General features: G+C 71.2%; 16 protein-coding genes, 7 pseudogenes and 2 riboswitches. Of the genes and pseudogenes, 16 read left to right on the top strand and 7 right to left on the bottom strand.

All coding sequences use genetic code 11. From position 1 onward, the window contains the following. Nucleotides 1-311: 311 nt before the first annotated feature. From RBJ77_RS32805 to RBJ77_RS32770, 8 genes and pseudogenes are all read left to right on the top strand, one after another. A pseudogene (locus tag RBJ77_RS32805) lies at nucleotides 312-1085 on the top strand (MBL fold metallo-hydrolase). A 90-nt stretch (nucleotides 1086-1175) separates the two neighbouring features. Then, nucleotides 1176-1403: an isochorismatase family protein gene (locus tag RBJ77_RS32800; protein WP_372348300.1), complete on the top strand. Its 228-nt coding sequence runs from the start codon at nucleotides 1176-1178 to the stop codon at nucleotides 1401-1403. Then, nucleotides 1372-1608: a cysteine hydrolase family protein gene (locus RBJ77_RS32795; protein WP_372348606.1), complete on the top strand. Its 237-nt coding sequence runs from the start codon at nucleotides 1372-1374 to the stop codon at nucleotides 1606-1608. Before RBJ77_RS32800 ends, RBJ77_RS32795 begins: the two co-directional genes overlap by 32 nt. Nucleotides 1609-2325: 717 nt before the next feature. Then, nucleotides 2326-3519, top strand: a pseudogene (locus RBJ77_RS32790) (metallophosphoesterase); the annotation flags it as partial. A gap of 444 nt (nucleotides 3520-3963) precedes the next feature. Further along, a complete protein-coding gene (locus RBJ77_RS32785; RefSeq protein ID WP_372348299.1) occupies nucleotides 3964-4143 on the top strand; it encodes a hypothetical protein in 180 nt (59 codons plus the stop codon). After that, nucleotides 4137-4631: a hypothetical protein gene (locus tag RBJ77_RS32780; RefSeq protein WP_372348298.1), complete on the top strand. Its 495-nt coding sequence runs from the start codon at nucleotides 4137-4139 to the stop codon at nucleotides 4629-4631. Before RBJ77_RS32785 ends, RBJ77_RS32780 begins: the two co-directional genes overlap by 7 nt. After that, on the top strand, nucleotides 4568-5098 hold the full coding sequence (locus tag RBJ77_RS32775; protein WP_372348297.1) for a hypothetical protein: 531 nt from the start codon (nucleotides 4568-4570) through the stop codon (nucleotides 5096-5098). Before RBJ77_RS32780 ends, RBJ77_RS32775 begins: the two co-directional genes overlap by 64 nt. After that, nucleotides 5095-5431 (top strand): annotated as a pseudogene (locus tag RBJ77_RS32770) (pyridoxamine 5'-phosphate oxidase family protein); the annotation flags it as partial. The gene RBJ77_RS32775 and the pseudogene RBJ77_RS32770, both read left to right, overlap by 4 nt. Before the next feature lie 227 nt (nucleotides 5432-5658). Here the strand turns inward: RBJ77_RS32770 and RBJ77_RS32765 are convergent. Together RBJ77_RS32765 and RBJ77_RS32760 are read right to left on the bottom strand one after the other, a co-directional pair. Next, nucleotides 5659-5850, bottom strand: a complete 192-nt coding sequence (locus RBJ77_RS32765; protein ID WP_372348296.1) for a hypothetical protein — start codon at nucleotides 5848-5850, stop codon at nucleotides 5659-5661. 476 nt (nucleotides 5851-6326) lie between these two features. Further along, a complete protein-coding gene (locus tag RBJ77_RS32760; protein ID WP_372348295.1) occupies nucleotides 6327-6575 on the bottom strand; it encodes an NUDIX domain-containing protein in 249 nt (82 codons plus the stop codon). Nucleotides 6576-6700: 125 nt separating this feature from the next. Further along, nucleotides 6701-6922, top strand: a riboswitch (cobalamin riboswitch). 109 nt (nucleotides 6923-7031) lie between these two features. Between RBJ77_RS32760 and metE the strand changes: the two are divergent. The 3 genes and pseudogenes from metE to nrdR all read left to right on the top strand — a co-directional run. Continuing rightward, nucleotides 7032-9388: pseudogene (gene metE, locus RBJ77_RS32755) on the top strand (5-methyltetrahydropteroyltriglutamate--homocysteine S-methyltransferase); the annotation flags it as partial. Between the two features lie 276 nt (nucleotides 9389-9664). Then, a pseudogene (locus tag RBJ77_RS32750) lies at nucleotides 9665-10048 on the top strand (VOC family protein). A gap of 271 nt (nucleotides 10049-10319) precedes the next feature. After that, the gene (gene nrdR / locus RBJ77_RS32745) at nucleotides 10320-10808 is read left to right on the top strand and encodes a transcriptional regulator NrdR (RefSeq protein ID WP_372348605.1); all 489 of its coding nucleotides are present in this window, start codon (nucleotides 10320-10322) and stop codon (nucleotides 10806-10808) included. A 236-nt stretch (nucleotides 10809-11044) separates the two neighbouring features. On the opposite strand, the gene RBJ77_RS32740 is transcribed toward nrdR, so the two are convergent. The 3 genes and pseudogenes from RBJ77_RS32740 to RBJ77_RS32730 all read right to left on the bottom strand — a co-directional run bounded on the left by RBJ77_RS32740 (nucleotide 11045) and on the right by RBJ77_RS32730 (nucleotide 12114). Continuing rightward, nucleotides 11045-11140: a (2Fe-2S)-binding protein gene (locus RBJ77_RS32740; protein ID WP_372346924.1), complete on the bottom strand. Its 96-nt coding sequence runs from the start codon at nucleotides 11138-11140 to the stop codon at nucleotides 11045-11047. Next, nucleotides 11107-11319 (bottom strand): hypothetical protein, encoded by a 213-nt coding sequence (locus RBJ77_RS32735; protein WP_372348635.1) that lies wholly within the window; start codon nucleotides 11317-11319, stop codon nucleotides 11107-11109. Before RBJ77_RS32735 ends, RBJ77_RS32740 begins: the two co-directional genes overlap by 34 nt. 352 nt (nucleotides 11320-11671) lie before the next feature. Further along, a pseudogene (locus RBJ77_RS32730) lies at nucleotides 11672-12114 on the bottom strand ((2Fe-2S) ferredoxin domain-containing protein). A gap of 57 nt (nucleotides 12115-12171) precedes the next feature. Next, nucleotides 12172-12294: riboswitch (cobalamin riboswitch) on the bottom strand. Between the two features lie 347 nt (nucleotides 12295-12641). Between RBJ77_RS32730 and RBJ77_RS32725 the strand changes: the two are divergent. From RBJ77_RS32725 to RBJ77_RS32710, 4 genes and pseudogenes are all read left to right on the top strand, one after another. Then, nucleotides 12642-12965, top strand: coding sequence for a hypothetical protein (locus RBJ77_RS32725; RefSeq protein ID WP_372348294.1), 324 nt, complete (start codon nucleotides 12642-12644; stop codon nucleotides 12963-12965). Between the two features lie 11 nt (nucleotides 12966-12976). Beyond that, nucleotides 12977-13270: pseudogene (locus RBJ77_RS32720) on the top strand (glutamate synthase-related protein); the annotation flags it as partial. Continuing rightward, on the top strand, nucleotides 13200-13457 hold the full coding sequence (locus RBJ77_RS32715; protein ID WP_372348604.1) for a glutamate synthase-related protein: 258 nt from the start codon (nucleotides 13200-13202) through the stop codon (nucleotides 13455-13457). The pseudogene RBJ77_RS32720 and the gene RBJ77_RS32715, both read left to right, overlap by 71 nt. Nucleotides 13458-13564: 107 nt before the next feature. After that, nucleotides 13565-13945: a glutamate synthase-related protein gene (locus RBJ77_RS32710; protein ID WP_372348293.1), complete on the top strand. Its 381-nt coding sequence runs from the start codon at nucleotides 13565-13567 to the stop codon at nucleotides 13943-13945. Nucleotides 13946-14100: 155 nt separating this feature from the next. Here RBJ77_RS32710 and RBJ77_RS32705 read toward each other — a convergent pair whose 3' ends face one another. Then, nucleotides 14101-14796 (bottom strand): class I SAM-dependent methyltransferase, encoded by a 696-nt coding sequence (locus tag RBJ77_RS32705; RefSeq protein WP_372348292.1) that lies wholly within the window; start codon nucleotides 14794-14796, stop codon nucleotides 14101-14103. A 108-nt stretch (nucleotides 14797-14904) separates the two neighbouring features. Next, nucleotides 14905-16137 (bottom strand): beta-ketoacyl synthase, encoded by a 1233-nt coding sequence (locus tag RBJ77_RS32700; protein WP_372348291.1) that lies wholly within the window; start codon nucleotides 16135-16137, stop codon nucleotides 14905-14907. 67 nt (nucleotides 16138-16204) lie between these two features. Between RBJ77_RS32700 and RBJ77_RS32695 the strand changes: the two genes are divergently transcribed. Continuing rightward, complete coding sequence (locus RBJ77_RS32695) at nucleotides 16205-16810, top strand: TetR/AcrR family transcriptional regulator C-terminal domain-containing protein (RefSeq protein ID WP_372348290.1); 606 nt, start codon at nucleotides 16205-16207, stop codon at nucleotides 16808-16810. Nucleotides 16811-16828: the final 18 nt, after the last annotated feature.

The following is a 16828-nucleotide window of genomic DNA, read 5'->3' as shown; positions in this document are numbered from 1 at the left end:
GTCCGCCTTCCGTCGTGATTGCTCGTACGGACAGCTGCGATCATGTGGCGCCGGACGCGGGCACGCCGACAAGCCCCCTGGGCCGGAGTGGGAAGGCCCCACCCCGGCTGCGGAGTGCGGGAGTTCGTGGGGCGCGGCTCGGCGTCCCACCCACGCGGTGGAGTGGATAAGCTCCGACATCAACTGCGGTGTCCAGCCTCCTTCCGGCGCGTCTGACCATAGGGGTCGAAGCGCAAGCCCTGACGGGCCGGGCACCGCTACCCGACCGCCACCCGAACCCGTGGCACCTGCACGAGAGGACCCGCACTTCCATGCCGAGAGCCCTTCACGATGACGCTGTCGTACGCGTGACGAGTGACGTCTACGCCGTCACGGGCAGCAACACCAACTGGGTGATCGTCAAGGACGGCGACAGCGGGACGCTGATCGACACCGGCTACCCCGGCGACCAGGAGGCCGTCCTGGCCTCCTTGGAGAAGGTCGGGCTGCACCCGCGGGACGTGTCAGCCGTCCTGGTCACGCATGCGCACAACGATCACATCGGTGCCGCCGAGCTGTTGAGCACCGAGTACGGCGTGCCGGTCCTCATGCACGAGGCCGAAGTCCGCACGCCCGCCGTGACTTCCTCGACCAGGTGTCCGTCGGGCAGATTCTCGCGAGGGCGTGGCGTCCGGGGTTCTCCCTGGGCCGTGCACGCGCTGCGTTCCGGCGGGACCCGTCACGTCCCGGTCGCCAAGCCCCAGGCCTATCCCACTGCAGGGGCCCCTCGATCTGCCCGCGCTCCCCCGTCCCCGTGCACACGCCGGGGCACACGCGTGGGCACTGCGCCTACCACCCGCCCGCGCACGGGATCCTCGTCACGGGCGATGCCCTGGTGACGGCTCACCCACGTCCCGCATCCAGGGTCCGCAGCTCCTGCCGACCATGTTCCACAGCAGCCGGGCCGAGGCTCTGGAGTCCCTGGACCTGATCGAGGGCGTCGACGCGGACGTGCTGCTTCCGGGGCACGGCCCGTCCACCGGGGGCCGGTCCGAGAGGCCGCCTCGGTGGCTCGCGAGCACGCGGCGGCCCGCCACGGCGGGTGAGCAGGCTCTGCACGCCGGGCCCGAGAACTTGGTTGTCAACGCTGCCGTGCGTGGCTGAGAACTTGAGCGCGATGAACATGGAGGTTCCGCATGAGACCGGCCCTGCTGGTGATGGACGTTCAACGTGACATCGTCGACGCCGTGGACGACGGCGGCTCGGGATACCTGCCGCGCCTGCGGCGGGCCATCGATGCGGCCAGGTCCGCGGAGATCCCCGTCATCTACGTCGTCATCGCCTTTCGCCCGCCATCCAGAGGTCGGCACGCGCAACAAGCCACTCGCCGCCATCGCGGGGGCCGGGCTCTACGTCGAAGGTGAGACCGGCACCGCGATCCATCCCGAGGTCGCACCGGAGCCCGGGGACGTGGTCGTCACCAAGAGGCGGGCGAGCGCCTTCACGGGCAGTGACCTCGACATGGTGCTCAGGTCAGGCGGCATCGACAGTCTCGTCCTCACCGGCATACGCCACCAGCGCCGTCGTCCTGTCCACCTGTGCCAGGCCAACGACCTCGACTTCGGCTGACGGTCCTCGATGACGCCTGCCTGGACCCCGATCCCGAGGTGCATCGGGTCCTCACGGAGCGGCTGTTCCCGCAGTGGGCGGAGGTCCTCAAGGCGGACGAGTGGGTGCGCGGGCTCGGTTCCGCGTAGGTTCGCGCAGGCGGTCGCGGGGCTGCCGTCATCCTCCGAACGCCGGAAGCATCGAGCCGGTACGTCCCGTAGTCGACGAGCCCCGCGATGACGCCCACCACCACGAACACCGCCAGGAGTCCCAGCCGTGCACCCACCCCGGTGCAGACGACGGCGTTCGCGGGATGCCGTTCGGCAACAGGGCTATGCGCACGCCCGCTACGAGTTCCCGTCACCGCAGGGCACCGCTCACCACGACAAGGGTGCCGAGGTCGGCCCCGCGCACGTGGTCGGCGAGGAGTACCCGATGGTCTTAGATCCGCAGAACACGAAGCGCGTCCACCTGGGAACGAAGGCGGCGGTCCGCAGGAGCGCGCGCACGCGCGTGGGCTACGTGCGCAATGCGAAGCGGATGGCGGCCCTGTCCTTCGCGGCGGGCGCGCTGGCGACGGTGGGAGGCTGGTCCTCGCCGCCTGACCCTCCCCTGCTCCTGGCAGAACCACCGACCGCGCAGGCGGTGCGGGCCGCTGGACGCCCGGGGCCGCCGAACGGCTTCTGGGCCGACCGGATAAAGTGCGCGCGACGGCAGCGGTTACTCATGGAGGAAAGCGTGACCGACACCAGCGAGACCCGGCCCGCCGACAGTGCAGGACAGGCGAGCGAACAGAGCACCCTCGCGCCGCCTGATGCGCTTCATCTCATCGCGCCCGTCCTGCTGTGGGCCGTGCCCTGCTGGGTCTGCTGTACGCGGGCCAGCACTGGCCCCTCCCGTCACGCTGGGCGGCACCGCGCTGTTCGTCGCCGGACTGATCACGATGCCGCTCGCGATGGTGCGCAGGGCACGGCCGACGGCAGCAGGACCGGGCGGCGATCGTCGGTGACACCCTGCTGGGTTCGAGCTGGATCGTGTTCACCTGGTCCGTGTTGCTCGGCATCCGCTGCGCCTGGCCCTGAGCGTGGCCGGTCGTCGGCGACGGCAGAGCGGGCGCGGATCGTCACCTGGGCGGTCCTCGGCGTAGCCGTCGTCCTGCTGGCCTGGGGAACCTTCGAGGCCCGCCGGGTACCGCGGGTGCGCCGCCTCGACGTGCAACTCCCGTCTGGGCGCCGGATTGGACGGCACCCGGGTCGTCCTGATCACCGACACCCACTACGGGCCGCTCGACCGCGCCCGCTGGTCGAGCGGGTCTGCGAGACGGTCAACAGCCTGGAGGCCGACCTCGTCTGCCACACCGGCGACATCGCCGACGGCACGGCCGAACGCCGCCGCGCCCAGAGCGACCGCTGGGTACGGTGCAGGCCGCCCACGCCCGGGTCTACGTCACCGGGAACCACGAGTACTACAGCGAGGCCCAGGGCTGGGTCGACCTGATGGGCGAGCTGGGCTGGAACCGCTGCGCAGCCGCCACCTGCCGCTCGAACGCGGCGGCGGCACCCTCGTGGTCGCCGTGCGTGGACGACGTCACCGCCGAGTCCTCCGGGCTGGCCGGCCACCGCGCCCACCTCGCCGGAGCCCTGGACGGCGCCGACCCCGACCTGCCCGTGCTGCTCCTGGCCCACTCAGCCCAAGTTCGTCGACCGGGCGGCGGCCGGCGGTGTCGACCTCCAGCTCTCGGGCCACACCCACGGCGGCCAGATCTGGCCCTTCCACCACCTGGTCGGCCTCGAGTCAGCCCGCCCTCGCGGGCCTCAGCCGCCACGGCACGCGCACCCTCCTCTACACCAGCCGCGGCACCGGCTTCTGGGACCGCCGTTCCGCGTCTTCGCACCCAGCGAGATCACCCTGCTCGTCCTGCGCTCACCCCAGGGAACCCCTCGTCTGCGTAGCGCGCGTGGTGCGCAGTGCGTAGAGGCGGGCGGGCGGACTGCTCCTGTGAGTGGCCGGGATCTCCAGGTCGCCCATAAATGATCCGACTTGCGCGGCCAAATGATCTAGTCTGCAAGGGACTTGACGATCAGCAGGCCGGACGATGGCGTTCCCTTCACCTGTTCGCTGTGCGCCCCTGGGGTCCGGCCACGGAAGGAGCGCAGTGCCTCCCGTACGCCCGAATCGCCGTTCCCTCATCGCCGGTGGTCTCGCAGTGGCCGCGGCGGCCGCCGTCCCGCTGTCGGCGTCCACGCCGGCCGTGGCAGCCGGTCTCACGCCCCTCCGGCTGGCCGGGCCGACCGGCCGCTCGCCGGTGGCGCCGCAGAGCTGCACCTCGCCGACCCCTCGCGGACCGACCCCTGGTCGGGACAGCCGCGGGAGGTGATGGCGACCGTGACGTACCCGGCCGCAGACGTGCGGGGCCGCACCATGATGCCCTGGCTGCCGTCCGGCGCCGAGCGGGCCCTGAAGGCCCGCTTCGGGGGCGCCGTGGACGGCTACGCGCTCCCGACGACCCACAGCGCGGTCGGCGCCCCGGCTCGCCCCGGGCGCCGTCGGTGCTGATCCATTCGCCGGGATACAACGCGGACCGCACGTTCAACACGCTGGTCATCGAGGAACTGGCCTCCTGGGGCTACGTCGTGGTCGCCGTCGACCATCCCTACGACTCGGGTGAGGTCGAGTTCCCGGACGGCCGTGTGGTCGTCAACCGTCCCGACGACGCGAGCGACAAGGCCCGCACGGCCGCCGTCGCGGTGCGGGCCGCTGACCTGCGGTTCGTCCTCGACCAACTGACCGTACTGGAGCGGGGCGGCAACCCCGACGCAGAGCGACGCCCCCTCCTCCCGCGGACTGCACCGGGCGCTGGACCTCACGCGCGTCGGCGCGTTCGGCCACTCCCGGGGCGGCGCGGCGTCCGCGTCGGTGATGTTCCTGGACGAGCGGGTGCGCGCCGGCATCGATCTGGACGGCGCTGCTGTACGGGCCGGTGGTCGAGCACGGCCTCGACCGGCCGTTCCTGCTCATGGACACGGTCGTCCACGACGGACTGAACCAGCAGGACGGGTCCTGGCCCCCGTTCTGGGCGCACCTGAGCGACTGGCGCCGCTGCCTTCGCCTCGCGGACGCCGACCACAACTGTTTCACCGACATCGTGGCGCTCGCCCCGCAGGTCCCCGAGCCGGTCCGCGACACGCTGCAGATCGGCGCGATCCCCGCCGACCGGGCGGTGGCCGGCGTGCGGGCGACCGTGCGGGCCTTCTTCGATCTGCACCTGCGCGGCCGCCCGGACACCGGGCACGTGCTGTGGGGCGCGTCGTCGCGCCATCCGAGGTCGGCTACATCGCCGGGTAGCCGAGGCACGGGCGCCGGGCCAGGCCGAACCGGGCCGAACCTAAAGGCGGCGAGTTGGCGGGTTGTGCGCCGGCGATGGTGTTCAGCCCCCACCCTCCGGTCTCCACGTCGGGAGGCCACCCACCCGCCAGGAGCCATCGGCCCCACTCTAGGGCCAGAGGCATGACGACCTCCCTGGCCCGCAGCGCCTTCGACTCGCTCCTCCTCGACGCGGTGCCCGACCACGAGACGCTGCGCCAGACCTACGCGGCGCCCAGCGACGCGGCCGTACGGAAGCAGATGACCGAACTCACCGACCATACCCGGCAGTTGATCGCCTGCCTCGTCGCTGGCCCTGATCGCCGACACGGACGCCGAGGGCACCTGCGACGTCTCCCCGCGCGGCGGCCCCGCCGGGTTCGCCTCCGTCCTCGACGCACGGACGGTGGCGATACCGGACGCGACCGGCAACGAGCGTCTGGACACCCTGCAGAACGCCCCAAGTCGCTGCTGCGCCGGCCGGGGCTGACGATCGCCGACGTCGAGCGGGCGGAGGCGGAGTCGCTCAACTACCGGTACGAGTGAGCCCGACCGGTGGATGCCGGCCACCGACCGAGCAGACCGAGAAGGCCCCGCAGGCAGGAACCCAGGCCCCGTGGCGGGCGGGTCAGAGGACGTGGCCCGTCTCCACCGGGAAGTCCGGCGGCCACGGCTTGGACCAGTCGAACAGGAATTCCCGGTCGCCCATCAGCTCGTACTCCGCCTCGCGCCAGCTCGGGATGCCCCCGATGACGAAGCGCTGTCCCCGTCAGGCTCCAGCATCCACGTGTACTCGGCGTCGGCCGGATCCAGCCGGTGCCGCTCCTGCAGCACGGCGAACTCCCCGGAGGCGGCGCGCCGGATGTGGAGACCGTTGCCGTAGACGGGCTGAAGGAGCATCAGCTCCACGTAGCGATGTATATCTCGATGCGCGTGGTGGTCGGTCCGCCGTCGTCGCTTCGCTCTGCAGGAAGAGCTGCCGGTGGGACGGATCGAGACCGGACGATCCGGAACAGTCTCCCCGTGCGGATGAAGTCAGCCATGATCGAAACTCTCTGTCGCGCCTCGTGCCGCCGCTGCGCCTCTCGGTCGACGACCTCGTGCGCCGCTCCAGTCTGGCGGAGGTCGCGACGACTGTTGGCGTTGTTCGCTTCCACGCAGCACGCCCTCGGCCCGTGTCACCCGCCGGCACCCCCTCGGCCCGTGTCACCCGCCGCTGGACGTCCCGAGCACTCCTGGCGGCGCAGCAACGGCAGCAGGTGGTGCTCGACGGCCGGCGCCAACCGCAGGCCCGCGTCCCGGCCGTCGGTCCAGCGAAGGGCCGCCAGCTCGGCCGCGGGGACCGGGTCACCGATCAGCGTCGCGGGAGAACACGGTCAGCTGCATGGGCACGCCTTCCAGCGCTGCCGTCTCCTCCACCACCGCGAGATGTTCGAGCGTGTCCGCAGCTCTACACCCAGTTCTTCCCGCAACTCCCGTTCCAGGGTCTCTTCGGGCTGTTCTCCGGCCTCGGGCTTGCCACCCGGAATGTAGAAGACGTCCGGCGCTGCCTGCTTGCTCACGACGAGCAGCTTCCCGTCCTCGACCACGGCCGCCGCGACGACCTTCATGACTGCATGATCCATCCCTGCATTGTGCAGGCCCGATCAGCCTTCCGCGCACCCCGGCCTCCTGCGCCGCCACCCGTCGACGTGTCTCACTTCACCCTCCCGATTCCGGACGACCCAGCGATCCTCGACCGCGAACCCATAAGGTGGCTCCCGCAGCTGGTTCGCCCTGTCAGCCGGACAGGGCGTCGCAGAGAGGGAACCCGGTGGAATTCCGGGACTGCCGCAGCGGTGAGTGAGAACGACCGCCGTCATACGCACTGGGTCCCGGCAAGGGATCTGGGAAGCGACGGCCACTAGGAGTCCGTCCGGTCGGATGGACGTGCTCACGAGTCCGAAGACCTGCCACCTGCCCGTGGGCGTACGACGCGCGCACGGACATCCCGGTGACCTCGTGGGCGGGTCGGCGTACACATCAGGCGGACGACCGCGCCATCCGGCGCGAGAGCGCACCGCCGTCCGTGTCACTCCTTCGTGCGTACAGGTCCTCGGGACCCCAGGGATACGTCTCTCGAAGGAGATCTCCGTGACCACCAGGACGCAGCCGCGGCGGCACGGGCCACCGTGTACGGCTACCCGCGCCGGGCCAGAACCGCGAGCTCAAGAAGGCCGTCGAGGGCTACTGGAAGGGCCGCGTCACCTCCGACGCCCTCCGGGCCACCGCCGCCGGCCTGCGCCGCACCAACTGGCAGGAACTGGCCGCCGCCGGGATCACCGAAGTCCCCACCGGCGACTTCTCCCTCTACGACCACGTCCTCGACACGACCGTGATGGTCGGTGCGATCCCCGAACGCCACCGGGCCGCCGTGGACGCCGACGCCCTGGACGGCCTCTTCGCGATGGCCCGCGGCACGCGGACGTCGCGCCGCTGGAGATGACCAAGTGGTTCGACACCAGCTACCACTACCTGGTGCCCGAGTTGGGGCCCGGCACCGTCTTCACGGCCGACTCCACGAAGCAGGTCGCGGAACTCAAGGAGGCCCTGGCCCTCGGACTGGTCGCCCGGCCGGTCCTGGTCGGCGGTCACGTACCTCCTCCTCGCCAAGCCCGCCCCCGGTGTGGCCGCCGACTTCGACCCGCTGACCCTCCTGGACCGGCTGCTGCCCGTCTACGCCGAGGTCCTCGCCGACCTGCGCGCGGCGGGCGCCGAGTGGGTGCAACTCGACGAGCCCGCCCTGGTCCAGGACCGCACCCCCGCGGAACTCAACGCCGCCGCGCGCGCTCTACCGCTGATCTCGGTGCCCTCACCGACCGGCCCAAGCTCCTGGTCGCCAGCTACTTCGACCGCCTCGGCGACGCCCTGCCCGTCCTCGCCAGGCGTCCCCGGTCGACGGACTCGCCCTCGACTTCACCGAAGCGGCCGCCGCCAACCTCGACGCTCTCGCCGCCGTCGGCGGACTGCCCGGCTAAGCGCCTGGTCGCCGGGGTCGTCAGCGGCCGCAACATCTGGGTCAACGACCTGGAGCAGTCCTCGCCACGCTCGGCACCTGCTGGGCCTCGCCGACCGGGTCGACGTGGCCGCCTCTTCCTCGCTCCTGCACGTCCCCCTGGACGCGTCGCTGGAGCGCGACATCGATCCGCAGATCCTGCGCTGGCTGGCCTTCGCCCGGCAGAAGACCGCCGAGATCGCCACGCTCGCCAAGGGCCTCGCCCAGGGCACCGACGCGATCACCGCCGAACTCGCCGTCAACCGGGCCGCCCTGTCCTCCCGCGCCGCCTCCCCGATCACCCGCGACCCGGCCGTCCGGGCCCGCGCCGCTGGCCGTCACCGAGGCCGACACCCGGCGCGCCCAGGCCCACCCGCGGAGCGGGCCGCCGCCCAGCGCGCCCACCTCGATCTGCCGCTGCTGCCGACCACCACGATCGGTTCCTTCCCGCAGACCACCGAACTGCGCACCGCGCGCGCCGACCTGAGGTCCGGCCGCATCGACACCGCGGGCTACGAGGAACGCATCAGGACCGAGATCCGCGACGTCATCTCCTTCCAGGAGAAGACCGGCATCGACGTCCTCGTGCACGGCGAGCCCGAACGCAACGACATGGTGCAGTACTTCGCCGAGCGGCTCACCGGCTATCTCGCCCTGCAGGCCGGCTGGGTGCAGTCCTACGGCACCCGCTACGTCCGCCCGCCGGTCCTGGCCGGCGACATCTCCCGGCCCGAGCCGATGACGGTGCGCTGGACCGCGTACGCGCAGTCCCTGACGGGCCGCCCCGTCAGGGCATGCTCACCGGGCCGGTCACCATGCTCGCCTGGTCGTTCGTCCGTGACGACCAGCCCCTCGGCGACACCGCGCGCCAGGTCGCCCTCGCCCTGCGCGACGAGGTCAACGACCTGGAGGCGAACGGCACTTCGGTCATCCAGGTCGACGAGCCCGCGCTGCGCGAGACCCTCCCGCTGCGCGCCGCCGACCACGCCGACTACCTGGCCTGGGCCACCGAGGCGTTCCGGGTCACCACTGCCGGCGTGCGGCCGGAGACGCAGATCCACACGCGCATGTGCTACGCCGAGTTCGGCGACATCGTGCAGGCGATCGACGATCTCGACGCGGACGTGATCAGCCTGGAGGCGGCGCGCTCACACATGCAGGTCGCCCGCGAACTGGCCGAGCACGGCTACCCGCGCGAGGCCGGGCCCGGCGTCTACGACATCCACTCCCCGCGTCCCCAGCCGCGACGAGGCATCCGCCCTGCTGCGTACGGGACTTGAGGCCATCCCCGCCGAGCGGCTCTGGGTCAACCCGGACTGCGGTCTGAAGACCCGCGGCTGGCCCGAGACGCGCGCGTCCCTGGAGAACCTCGTCGCCGCCGCCCGCACCGTCCGCGCCGAGCTCGACACTCCCGCGTCTCTGACACCGCCGGGCCGGGGCCCACTGCACCCGGCCCGGCGAACGACCCCGGCGAGGCCGGCACGCCGGACCCCGGACCGGGCCCGTGCAGTACGCGGCCGTGGAGCTTCACCACCCGTACGCGTCCGGGGACAGCCCCGAAGCGCTTCGCGCCTGCTCGTCCCGCCCGGTAACGTCTCGAGCGATGTCCTCACGGCGGCGAGCCCAGGATTCCGCGTGCGGCCGCCCCGGCAGTCCCGACGCTGAGAGCAGGTTTCGTCCATGGCATGTCGTATCACTGAACTCGTGCTCGGTTGCCGGGACCCCGAGGCGCTGGCCCGGTTCTGGTGCGAGGTCCTTGACTTCGTCGTACTCGGCCGCGAGGAGGACGGCAGCCTCGAGATCGGGCCGCGCGAAGGGTTCGGCGGCCCGCAGCGCCGACCATCATCCTCAGCCCCGAGGAGCCGACGGACGAGACCAAGCCCCGGCTGCACATCGACGTCAACGCCACCGATCGCGACCAGGACGCCGAACTCGAACGCCTCCTGAAGCTCGGGGCCCGCCCCGCCGACGTCGGGCAGACCGGCGACGAGTCTGGCGCACGTCCTCGCCGACCCCGAGGGCAATGCGTTCTGCCTGCTCAAGACTCGCGTTCGCCCTCTCTGACGGGGCTGCCGGGCAGCGAAGGAGGGCCGTTGCCAGTGGCTTGGAGCGGCGCGCAATTGCCCACCCGGGAGGAATTCGGCTGAAGAGGCAATCGGCTCGGCCCTCCGATTCTCGGCCCCGCTTCGACACCCGTCGGCACCCGCTCGGCACCCGTCGGCACTTCTCCGGCACTCCGCGCCGAAGGGGCCGTCCGATTTGTAGATCTGATGAATAAGCCCAGGTCAGTTCGGATATGATCGATGTCGTCGCGCGATCGGCCGGACAGCGGAAGATGCCCCGGCCGTTTCATGCATCCCGAGAGGAAACGAACGGTGTACTGCCCTTCTGCAGGCTCCCCGACAGTCGCGTCATCGACAGCCGGGCGACCGACGACGGGACGTCGATCCGCCGACGGCGGCAGTGCCCCACGTGCCAGCGGCGCTTCACCACTTTGGAGACCTACTCCCTGCTCGTGGTGAAGCGCAGTGGAGTGACCGAGCCTTTCAGTCGCACCAAGATTGTCAGCAGCGTCCGCAAGGCGTGCCAAGGCCGTCCCATCACCGAGGACATGCTCGACCGTCTCGGTCAGCAGGTCGAGGAGAACGTGCGGGCCACCGGGAGCGCGCAACTGTCCACTCACGAGGTGGGATTGGCCGTTCTCGAGCCGCTGAGCGAACTTGATCCGGTGGCTTACATGCGGTTCGCCTCCGTATACCGCGCCTTTGAATCCCTCACCGATTTCGAGAACGCCATCGCGGAGCTGCGCACCAAGTGCGGCTGATCCCCGCCCCGTTGAGTGGTGTCCGCGTCGCGGCATTCCAGCGGTCGCATTCCATGGAACGCGACGAACGCGCATCGCACGCCATTCCCTGACTGCCCGCGGCTGCTCCCTGACTGCCGTCTTCCCGGCGGTCGGTCAGTCCGTGCATTGCGGGCAGGTTCAGGCAGTTGAGCTCGTGATCGTGTCGGTGCTCCTTGCGGTCCGCCTCGTCGCGTCACCGCGCTCACAGGCAGCAGTCACTCGCATTTGCCGCCGTTCGAGGCACGGTAGAGCAGGCAGCAGCTGCGCCGCCGGAACGTCAGATCCGGGCCGGTGACGCTGCCCGTACCCACGAGGCGTCCCGTGCCCAGCGGTCGCGGGTCAGACGGAGCACCGCCGAGCGCGCGTCGGGCGGACTCGCAGCGAGCACGGCGGCGGACCCTACGAGCGCGGAGGCGACGTTCCCGTCCAGGAGCCGCCGCGCGACCTTCACCTCGAACGTGCCCTCCAACTCCGCCAAGGGATGGGCCACTTGCTCGTACACCCCGACCGCCACGTCAGCGGTTCGCCTGCCGGGCGGCCTTCGGGAGGCCCCTGCAACCGGACGGCCGAGGTGTCGTCGACCCATTCCAGGTTCCTCAGGTCGGGCACGATCCCGTGCAGGACGGTGCACGCCAGGAGTGGTGACCACAGCCGGGCCGCGGCCCCAGGTGCACCATCGACACTCCGACGCGTGCCTCGCTCGTCCCGAACCTGCGGTTCACCTCGCGTGCGCGCTCGGCGAATCCGTCCGCGAACGACGCGTGGCCCTTCGCGGACCGGCCGCGCCGGCCGTGCTGGGCAGGTCGAAGAATCCGCCCAGTCCGGCCACGTCGCGCAGCGCGTCACCCACAGAGGCGGAGGCCGCCCTCGCCCGCTCCTCCATACCGGAACCGCTCACCGTGTCGTCCGGCGCCGGGAGGCGTGACGACGTACAGGTCGAGGATCTCGGGCATCGGCGCGACGCCGGGCCCGCCCTCCCGCACCCACGTGACGATGTCCTCCGTCGCCTCCGGGTCGTTGACGAGCCCAGAGCCACACCGGACGCGCTCCGCCGGCGCGTCCCTCGGCCGACGGTTGCACCACGATGACGTTCGCCTGCTCGCACACGTCCAGACATTCCGAGACGCGCACGGGAACCGCGGACCGCAACCGTGCCGTCTGCGCCGCGTGGTCACCGGCCACCTTCACCGTGCCGCAGCAACGGTCGGCACACCACCACCCGGCTCGGAGCCGCTTCCCGCGCGCCCTCGGCCGGCGTCGCGACTCCGGTCGGTGTTCCTGTCATGCCCCACTCCTCTCACCGGGAGATCCGCCCCGGTACCCGTCGAGGAGGCGACAGCGTGAGTCTCCTGGCTCTCGGGTCACCGCCGGTCCCGGCCTTCCCACCCGTACGGGCAGTGGCCTTTCGGGATCGGCTCACCGATCACAGTGGCGGTACCGCGCCGGAATCGCACCGGCTTCCTCTGTCCGCCATCGCCTTTAAATCGTCGGCCATCCTCTCACGCTCCCGAGTCCAGAACTGCCCGCGCTGCGCGGCGCTGACGCACAGGGCTGAGCCGTCCGCCGTCGCTCCGGACCTCTAGGCTCGTGGGGCGTCGCGTCGTCGGGCACCGGCCCATGCCGGTCGGATCCGTCGTCGGGCGTCCATGACGTCCGCCGCCGCTACGGCGGTTGCGTCGGGGATCCAGCAGTCGAGGAAAGGGAACGTTCATGCGTGCTCGGAGCATCTGCGTGCGGCCGCCGCGGCGGATTGGCCCTGGTGGCGGCCCGCGACCTCGTCCAGAAGAAGCACGCGCTCCTCAGGAACTTCCCGTGCTCGGGCACGCCCGGTACCTGCTGGAGGCGATCGGCCCTGAGCTGCGGCAGTACGTCGTGACCTCCAACGACGAGGAACGCGCCTGTTCAGCCAGCGACCAGCGCAGCTGGATCTACGCGTCGGCGAAGAGTGAGAACAACTACTTCGGGTTCGGCACCGACAACGACGTCGAGCACGTGCAGGGCCACGCCTACATCAAGCAGCGCACGTTCGCCGGGCACTGCCCGATCTGCACGACCGCGCAGGCGCCGCTGCCCTCGGCCAAGGTACTGGCGGGCCGCGCGGGCGGGCCAAGGCGTTCCGGCCGGCCAGCGTCGTGAACATATCGGCGATGAGCTTCGGTTCGCTGTCGGGACCCGCCATCACGGCGCTCAACAAGGGCGCGGCGCTGGCCGGCACGATGCACAACACCGGCGAGGGCGGCCTCTCCGAGTACCACCGCAGCGGCGGTGACCTCGTCCTGCAGATCGGCACGTCGTACTTCGGCTGCCGCAACGACGACGGCACCTTCAACCTCGACAAGCTCAAGGCCGTGGTCGCGGGCGCCCCGCGAGATGGCACTGGAGATCAAGCTGTCCCAGGGCGCCAAGCCGGGGCTCGGCGGGATGCTGCCGGGTGCGAAGGTGACCCCGAGATCGCCCGCATCCGCGGCATCCCGGTGGGCAAGGACTGCGCCTCTCCCGGCACAGCGCCTTCCACGACGTCGACTCGATGCTCGACTTCGTGGAACTGCTCGCCACCGAGACCGGACTGCCGGCCGATCAAGAGCGCCGTGGGCGACATGGGCTTCTGGGAGGAGCTGGCCACGCTGATGGCGCGGGGTGACCGCGGCGTCGACTTCGTGACCATCGACGGCGGCGAGGGCGGCACCGGGCGGCTCCGCTGATCTTCGCCGACTCCGTGTCGGTGCCGTTCCGGGATGGGCTTCTCCCGCGTCTACCCCGCGTTCGCCGAGCGGGGCCTGACGGACGACGTCACCTTCATCGGGTCCGGCAAGCTCGGTCTGCCGGAGAACGCCGCGGTGGCCTTCGCCCTGGGCGTCGACATGATGATCAACGTGGCCCGCGAGGCCATGCTGTCCATCGGCTGCATCCAGGCCCAGAAGTGCCACACGGACAAGTGCCCGACCGGTATCGCCACCCAGGCCCGTGGCTGGTGCGCGGCGTCGACGCGCCGTCGAAGCCCAGCGGGCCGCTTTCGTCTACCTGCGCACTCTGCGCCGGGAGTTGCTGAAGATCTCGGGCGCTGCTCGGCGTCGCCCATCCGTCGCTCATCACCCCCGCCGACATCGACATCATGAACGGCGACTACGACGCCCGCAGCCTGGCGAGCGTCTACGGCTACAAGGACGGCTGGGGCGAACTCGGCACGGACCTCGCCCAGGAGATCACCGCGCTGCTCACCACCGCCGGCCGCCGACCGGAAGCCGACCGCCGGCTGAGCTCGCGGACCGCGTCACGGACGCCGGAGCCTGACGGCCAGGAAGTGCGGCTGCTGGTGGGTCTTGTCGTGCCGGCGGACGTCGACCTGCCGGGCCTCCGGCGTGGCGCGCGGTTCCCTCAGCTCTTCCAGCACGAATCCGGCCCCGAGCAGCTCTCCCAGGAACTGTTCCAGCGTCATGCGCCAGTAGCTGAGGGCGTATCCGTCGCCGAAGGGAAGCTCCACCCGCTCACCGGCGAAGTAGGAACCGCCGAAGTAGGTCCAGTCGCCGGTGGGGTGGGTGGTGGAGACCAGCAGCGTGCCACCCGGCCGCAGCACGCGTCGTACTTCCGCGAGCAGTTGGGCCCGTGCGTCGATGTGGTGGTAGACGAGGGCCATCACGGCGAGGTCGAACGACTGGTCCGCCAGGAACGACAGGGGCTCCTCCAGGTCGTGCTGGTGCAGGACGGCTCTGTCGCCGAGCCGTTCCCGTGCGGCCCGCAGCAGGGTCTCGCTGCCCTCGACGCCGACCACCTGCCGCGCTCCCTTCCGCAGCAGGTCGGCGGCGTAGTGCCCGGCCCCGCAGCCGAGATCCAGTACGCGCAGGCCGTTCACCTCACCGGCGAGTTCGAGCATGGCCGGGCGATCGGTGTACGCGTTGTAGGCGCTGTGCGTGGCCTGGAGTGCGAACTGCCGGCCCATCTCCCCGTGATACGCGGTATCGGCTGCCATGGACGGATTCTCGCAGGAGCCGTGCCGCGCCGGCCGGTCGCTCCGTGATCGCGCGGAGGGCAGTGGTCTCAGTGTCTCTGCGTCTCTATGTCTCTATGTCTCCGTGTGTCACCGTGCGGTCGTGACGACCAGGGAGACGTTCTGTCCGCCGAAGCCGAAGGAGTTGCTGAGCACGGCATCCTGGGGGATGTCCCGTCGCTCCGTCACGACATCGAGGTCGATGTCCTCGTCGACGCCGGACTTCTCGAGGTTGCGGGTCGGCGGGACGACTCCGTGTTCCACGCTGAGGACGGCGATGAGCGCCTCGATCGCGCCGGCGGCGCCGAAGAGGTGGCCGAGCGCCGCCTTGGGTGCGGTCGCGGTGGCCCGGCTGCCGAAGACTTCTCCGATCGCCCGGGCCTCGGCGGCGTCGCCCACCGGGGTTCCGGTGGCATGGGCGTTGATGTGGCCGATCCGCTCGGGTGCGAGACCTGCCTGGGCGAGTGCCTTGCGCATGGCGGAGACCTGGCCGGTGCCGTCGGGTGCGGGGGCGGTGATGTGGTGCGCGTCGGCGGCGATGCCCGCGCCGGCGAGCACCGCGTGGACGCGGGCGTGCCGGGCCCTGGCGTGCTCGGCGTTCTCGAGCACCAGGACGGCGGCGCCCTCGCTGAGGACGAAGCCGCTGCGGTCGGCGGCGAACGGCCGTGACGCCGACGCGGGTTCGAGGGTGTCGCGCGACAGTGCCTGTGCCTGCGTGAATCCGGCGACGGTGAGCGGGGTGATGGCGGCCTCGGTTCCGCCGACGACGACCACGTCCGCCTCACCGGCCCGGATGAGCCTGGCCCCCAGCGCGATCGCCTCGGCACCGGACGAGCACGCCGAGACGGGCGTGTAGGCGCCGGCCCGTGCCCCGTACTCGATGCTGATCAGTGCCGCAGCCGCGTTGGGCATGAGCATCGGGATGGTGCGGGGAGAGACGCGCCGGGTCCCGGACGCCTCCAGTACGTCGTCCTGCTCCAGCAGCGTCCGTACGCCACCGATGCCCGTGCCGATCACCGAGGCGAGCCGGTCCGGGTCCACGTCAGGGGCGCCGGCATCGGCCCATGCCTCGGCCGCCGCGACCATGGCCGCCTGCTGCGACCGGTCGAGCCGCCTGGCCCGCACCGGTGGCAGCGACTCGGCGGGGTCGACGGCCATCGTTCCCGCGACGGTGTCGGGAACGCCCGTGCCCTCCTGGTCGCGCAGGGCTCCCCCGCGGATGCCGGACCGGCCGGCCAGCAGAGCGTCCCAGGTGGAAGCCACGTCCCCACCGAGCGGTGTGATCGCGCCGAGTCCGGTCACGACGACGTCCGTCCTGTGCATGTGCTCCAGCCTTTCTTGTATGCGATACAAACGAGTGCATCTTTTTTGTATCACATACAATCCGCGGGTGGAGAAGAAGCGAACCGACGCCCGGGCGACCCCGACCCCGGCACTGGACCGAGGGCGCGCGACGCGGCGCCGGCTGATCGAGGTCACGGCCCAGCTGTGCACGGAGCGGCCCGGCGGCGAGGTGAGCGTCGCGGAGATCGCGAAGGCGGCGGGGGTCTTCCCCAACCAGGTCACCTACTACTTCGGCTCCAAGGACTCCCTGCTCGTGCACGGCGCCTTCCTGTGCCTGCTGCACGACACCCGGCGGATCGAGCGCATCGGCCGCCAGGCCCCGGACGCCGCCACGTTCCGGCGCAACATCGCCCGCGCCGTGCTGGCACTGCCCTCGCTCCCGTCCGTCGCGCGAGCCCTCGCCACCGGGATCGCCAAGCCCGAACTGGCCCCCGTGATCGACCAGCACCTCCAACTGCTCTTCCGGCAGTCCGAACGGTTCGTGAGCCAGCTCGTCGACACGCGCGGCTGGAGCACGCGTCGCCCGCTCAACGTGGAGGCGAGAACCTTCTGGAGCACCGCGCTCGGCGCCGTCCTGCTCGTCCGCGCCGGAGCCCACGGCAGCAACGCCGAACTCGACCTCGCCGGAGCGCTGACCGTCCACGACGCGTAGCGGCGCCCGCGGGCACCG

It is taken from the genome of Streptomyces sp. KL116D (genome assembly GCF_030766975.1).
Taxonomy (GTDB): Bacteria; Actinomycetota; Actinomycetes; order Streptomycetales; family Streptomycetaceae; genus Streptomyces; species Streptomyces longispororuber_A.
Note: the sequence above shows the minus strand (reverse complement) of the source record. Positions and strands in the feature narration are given on the sequence as shown.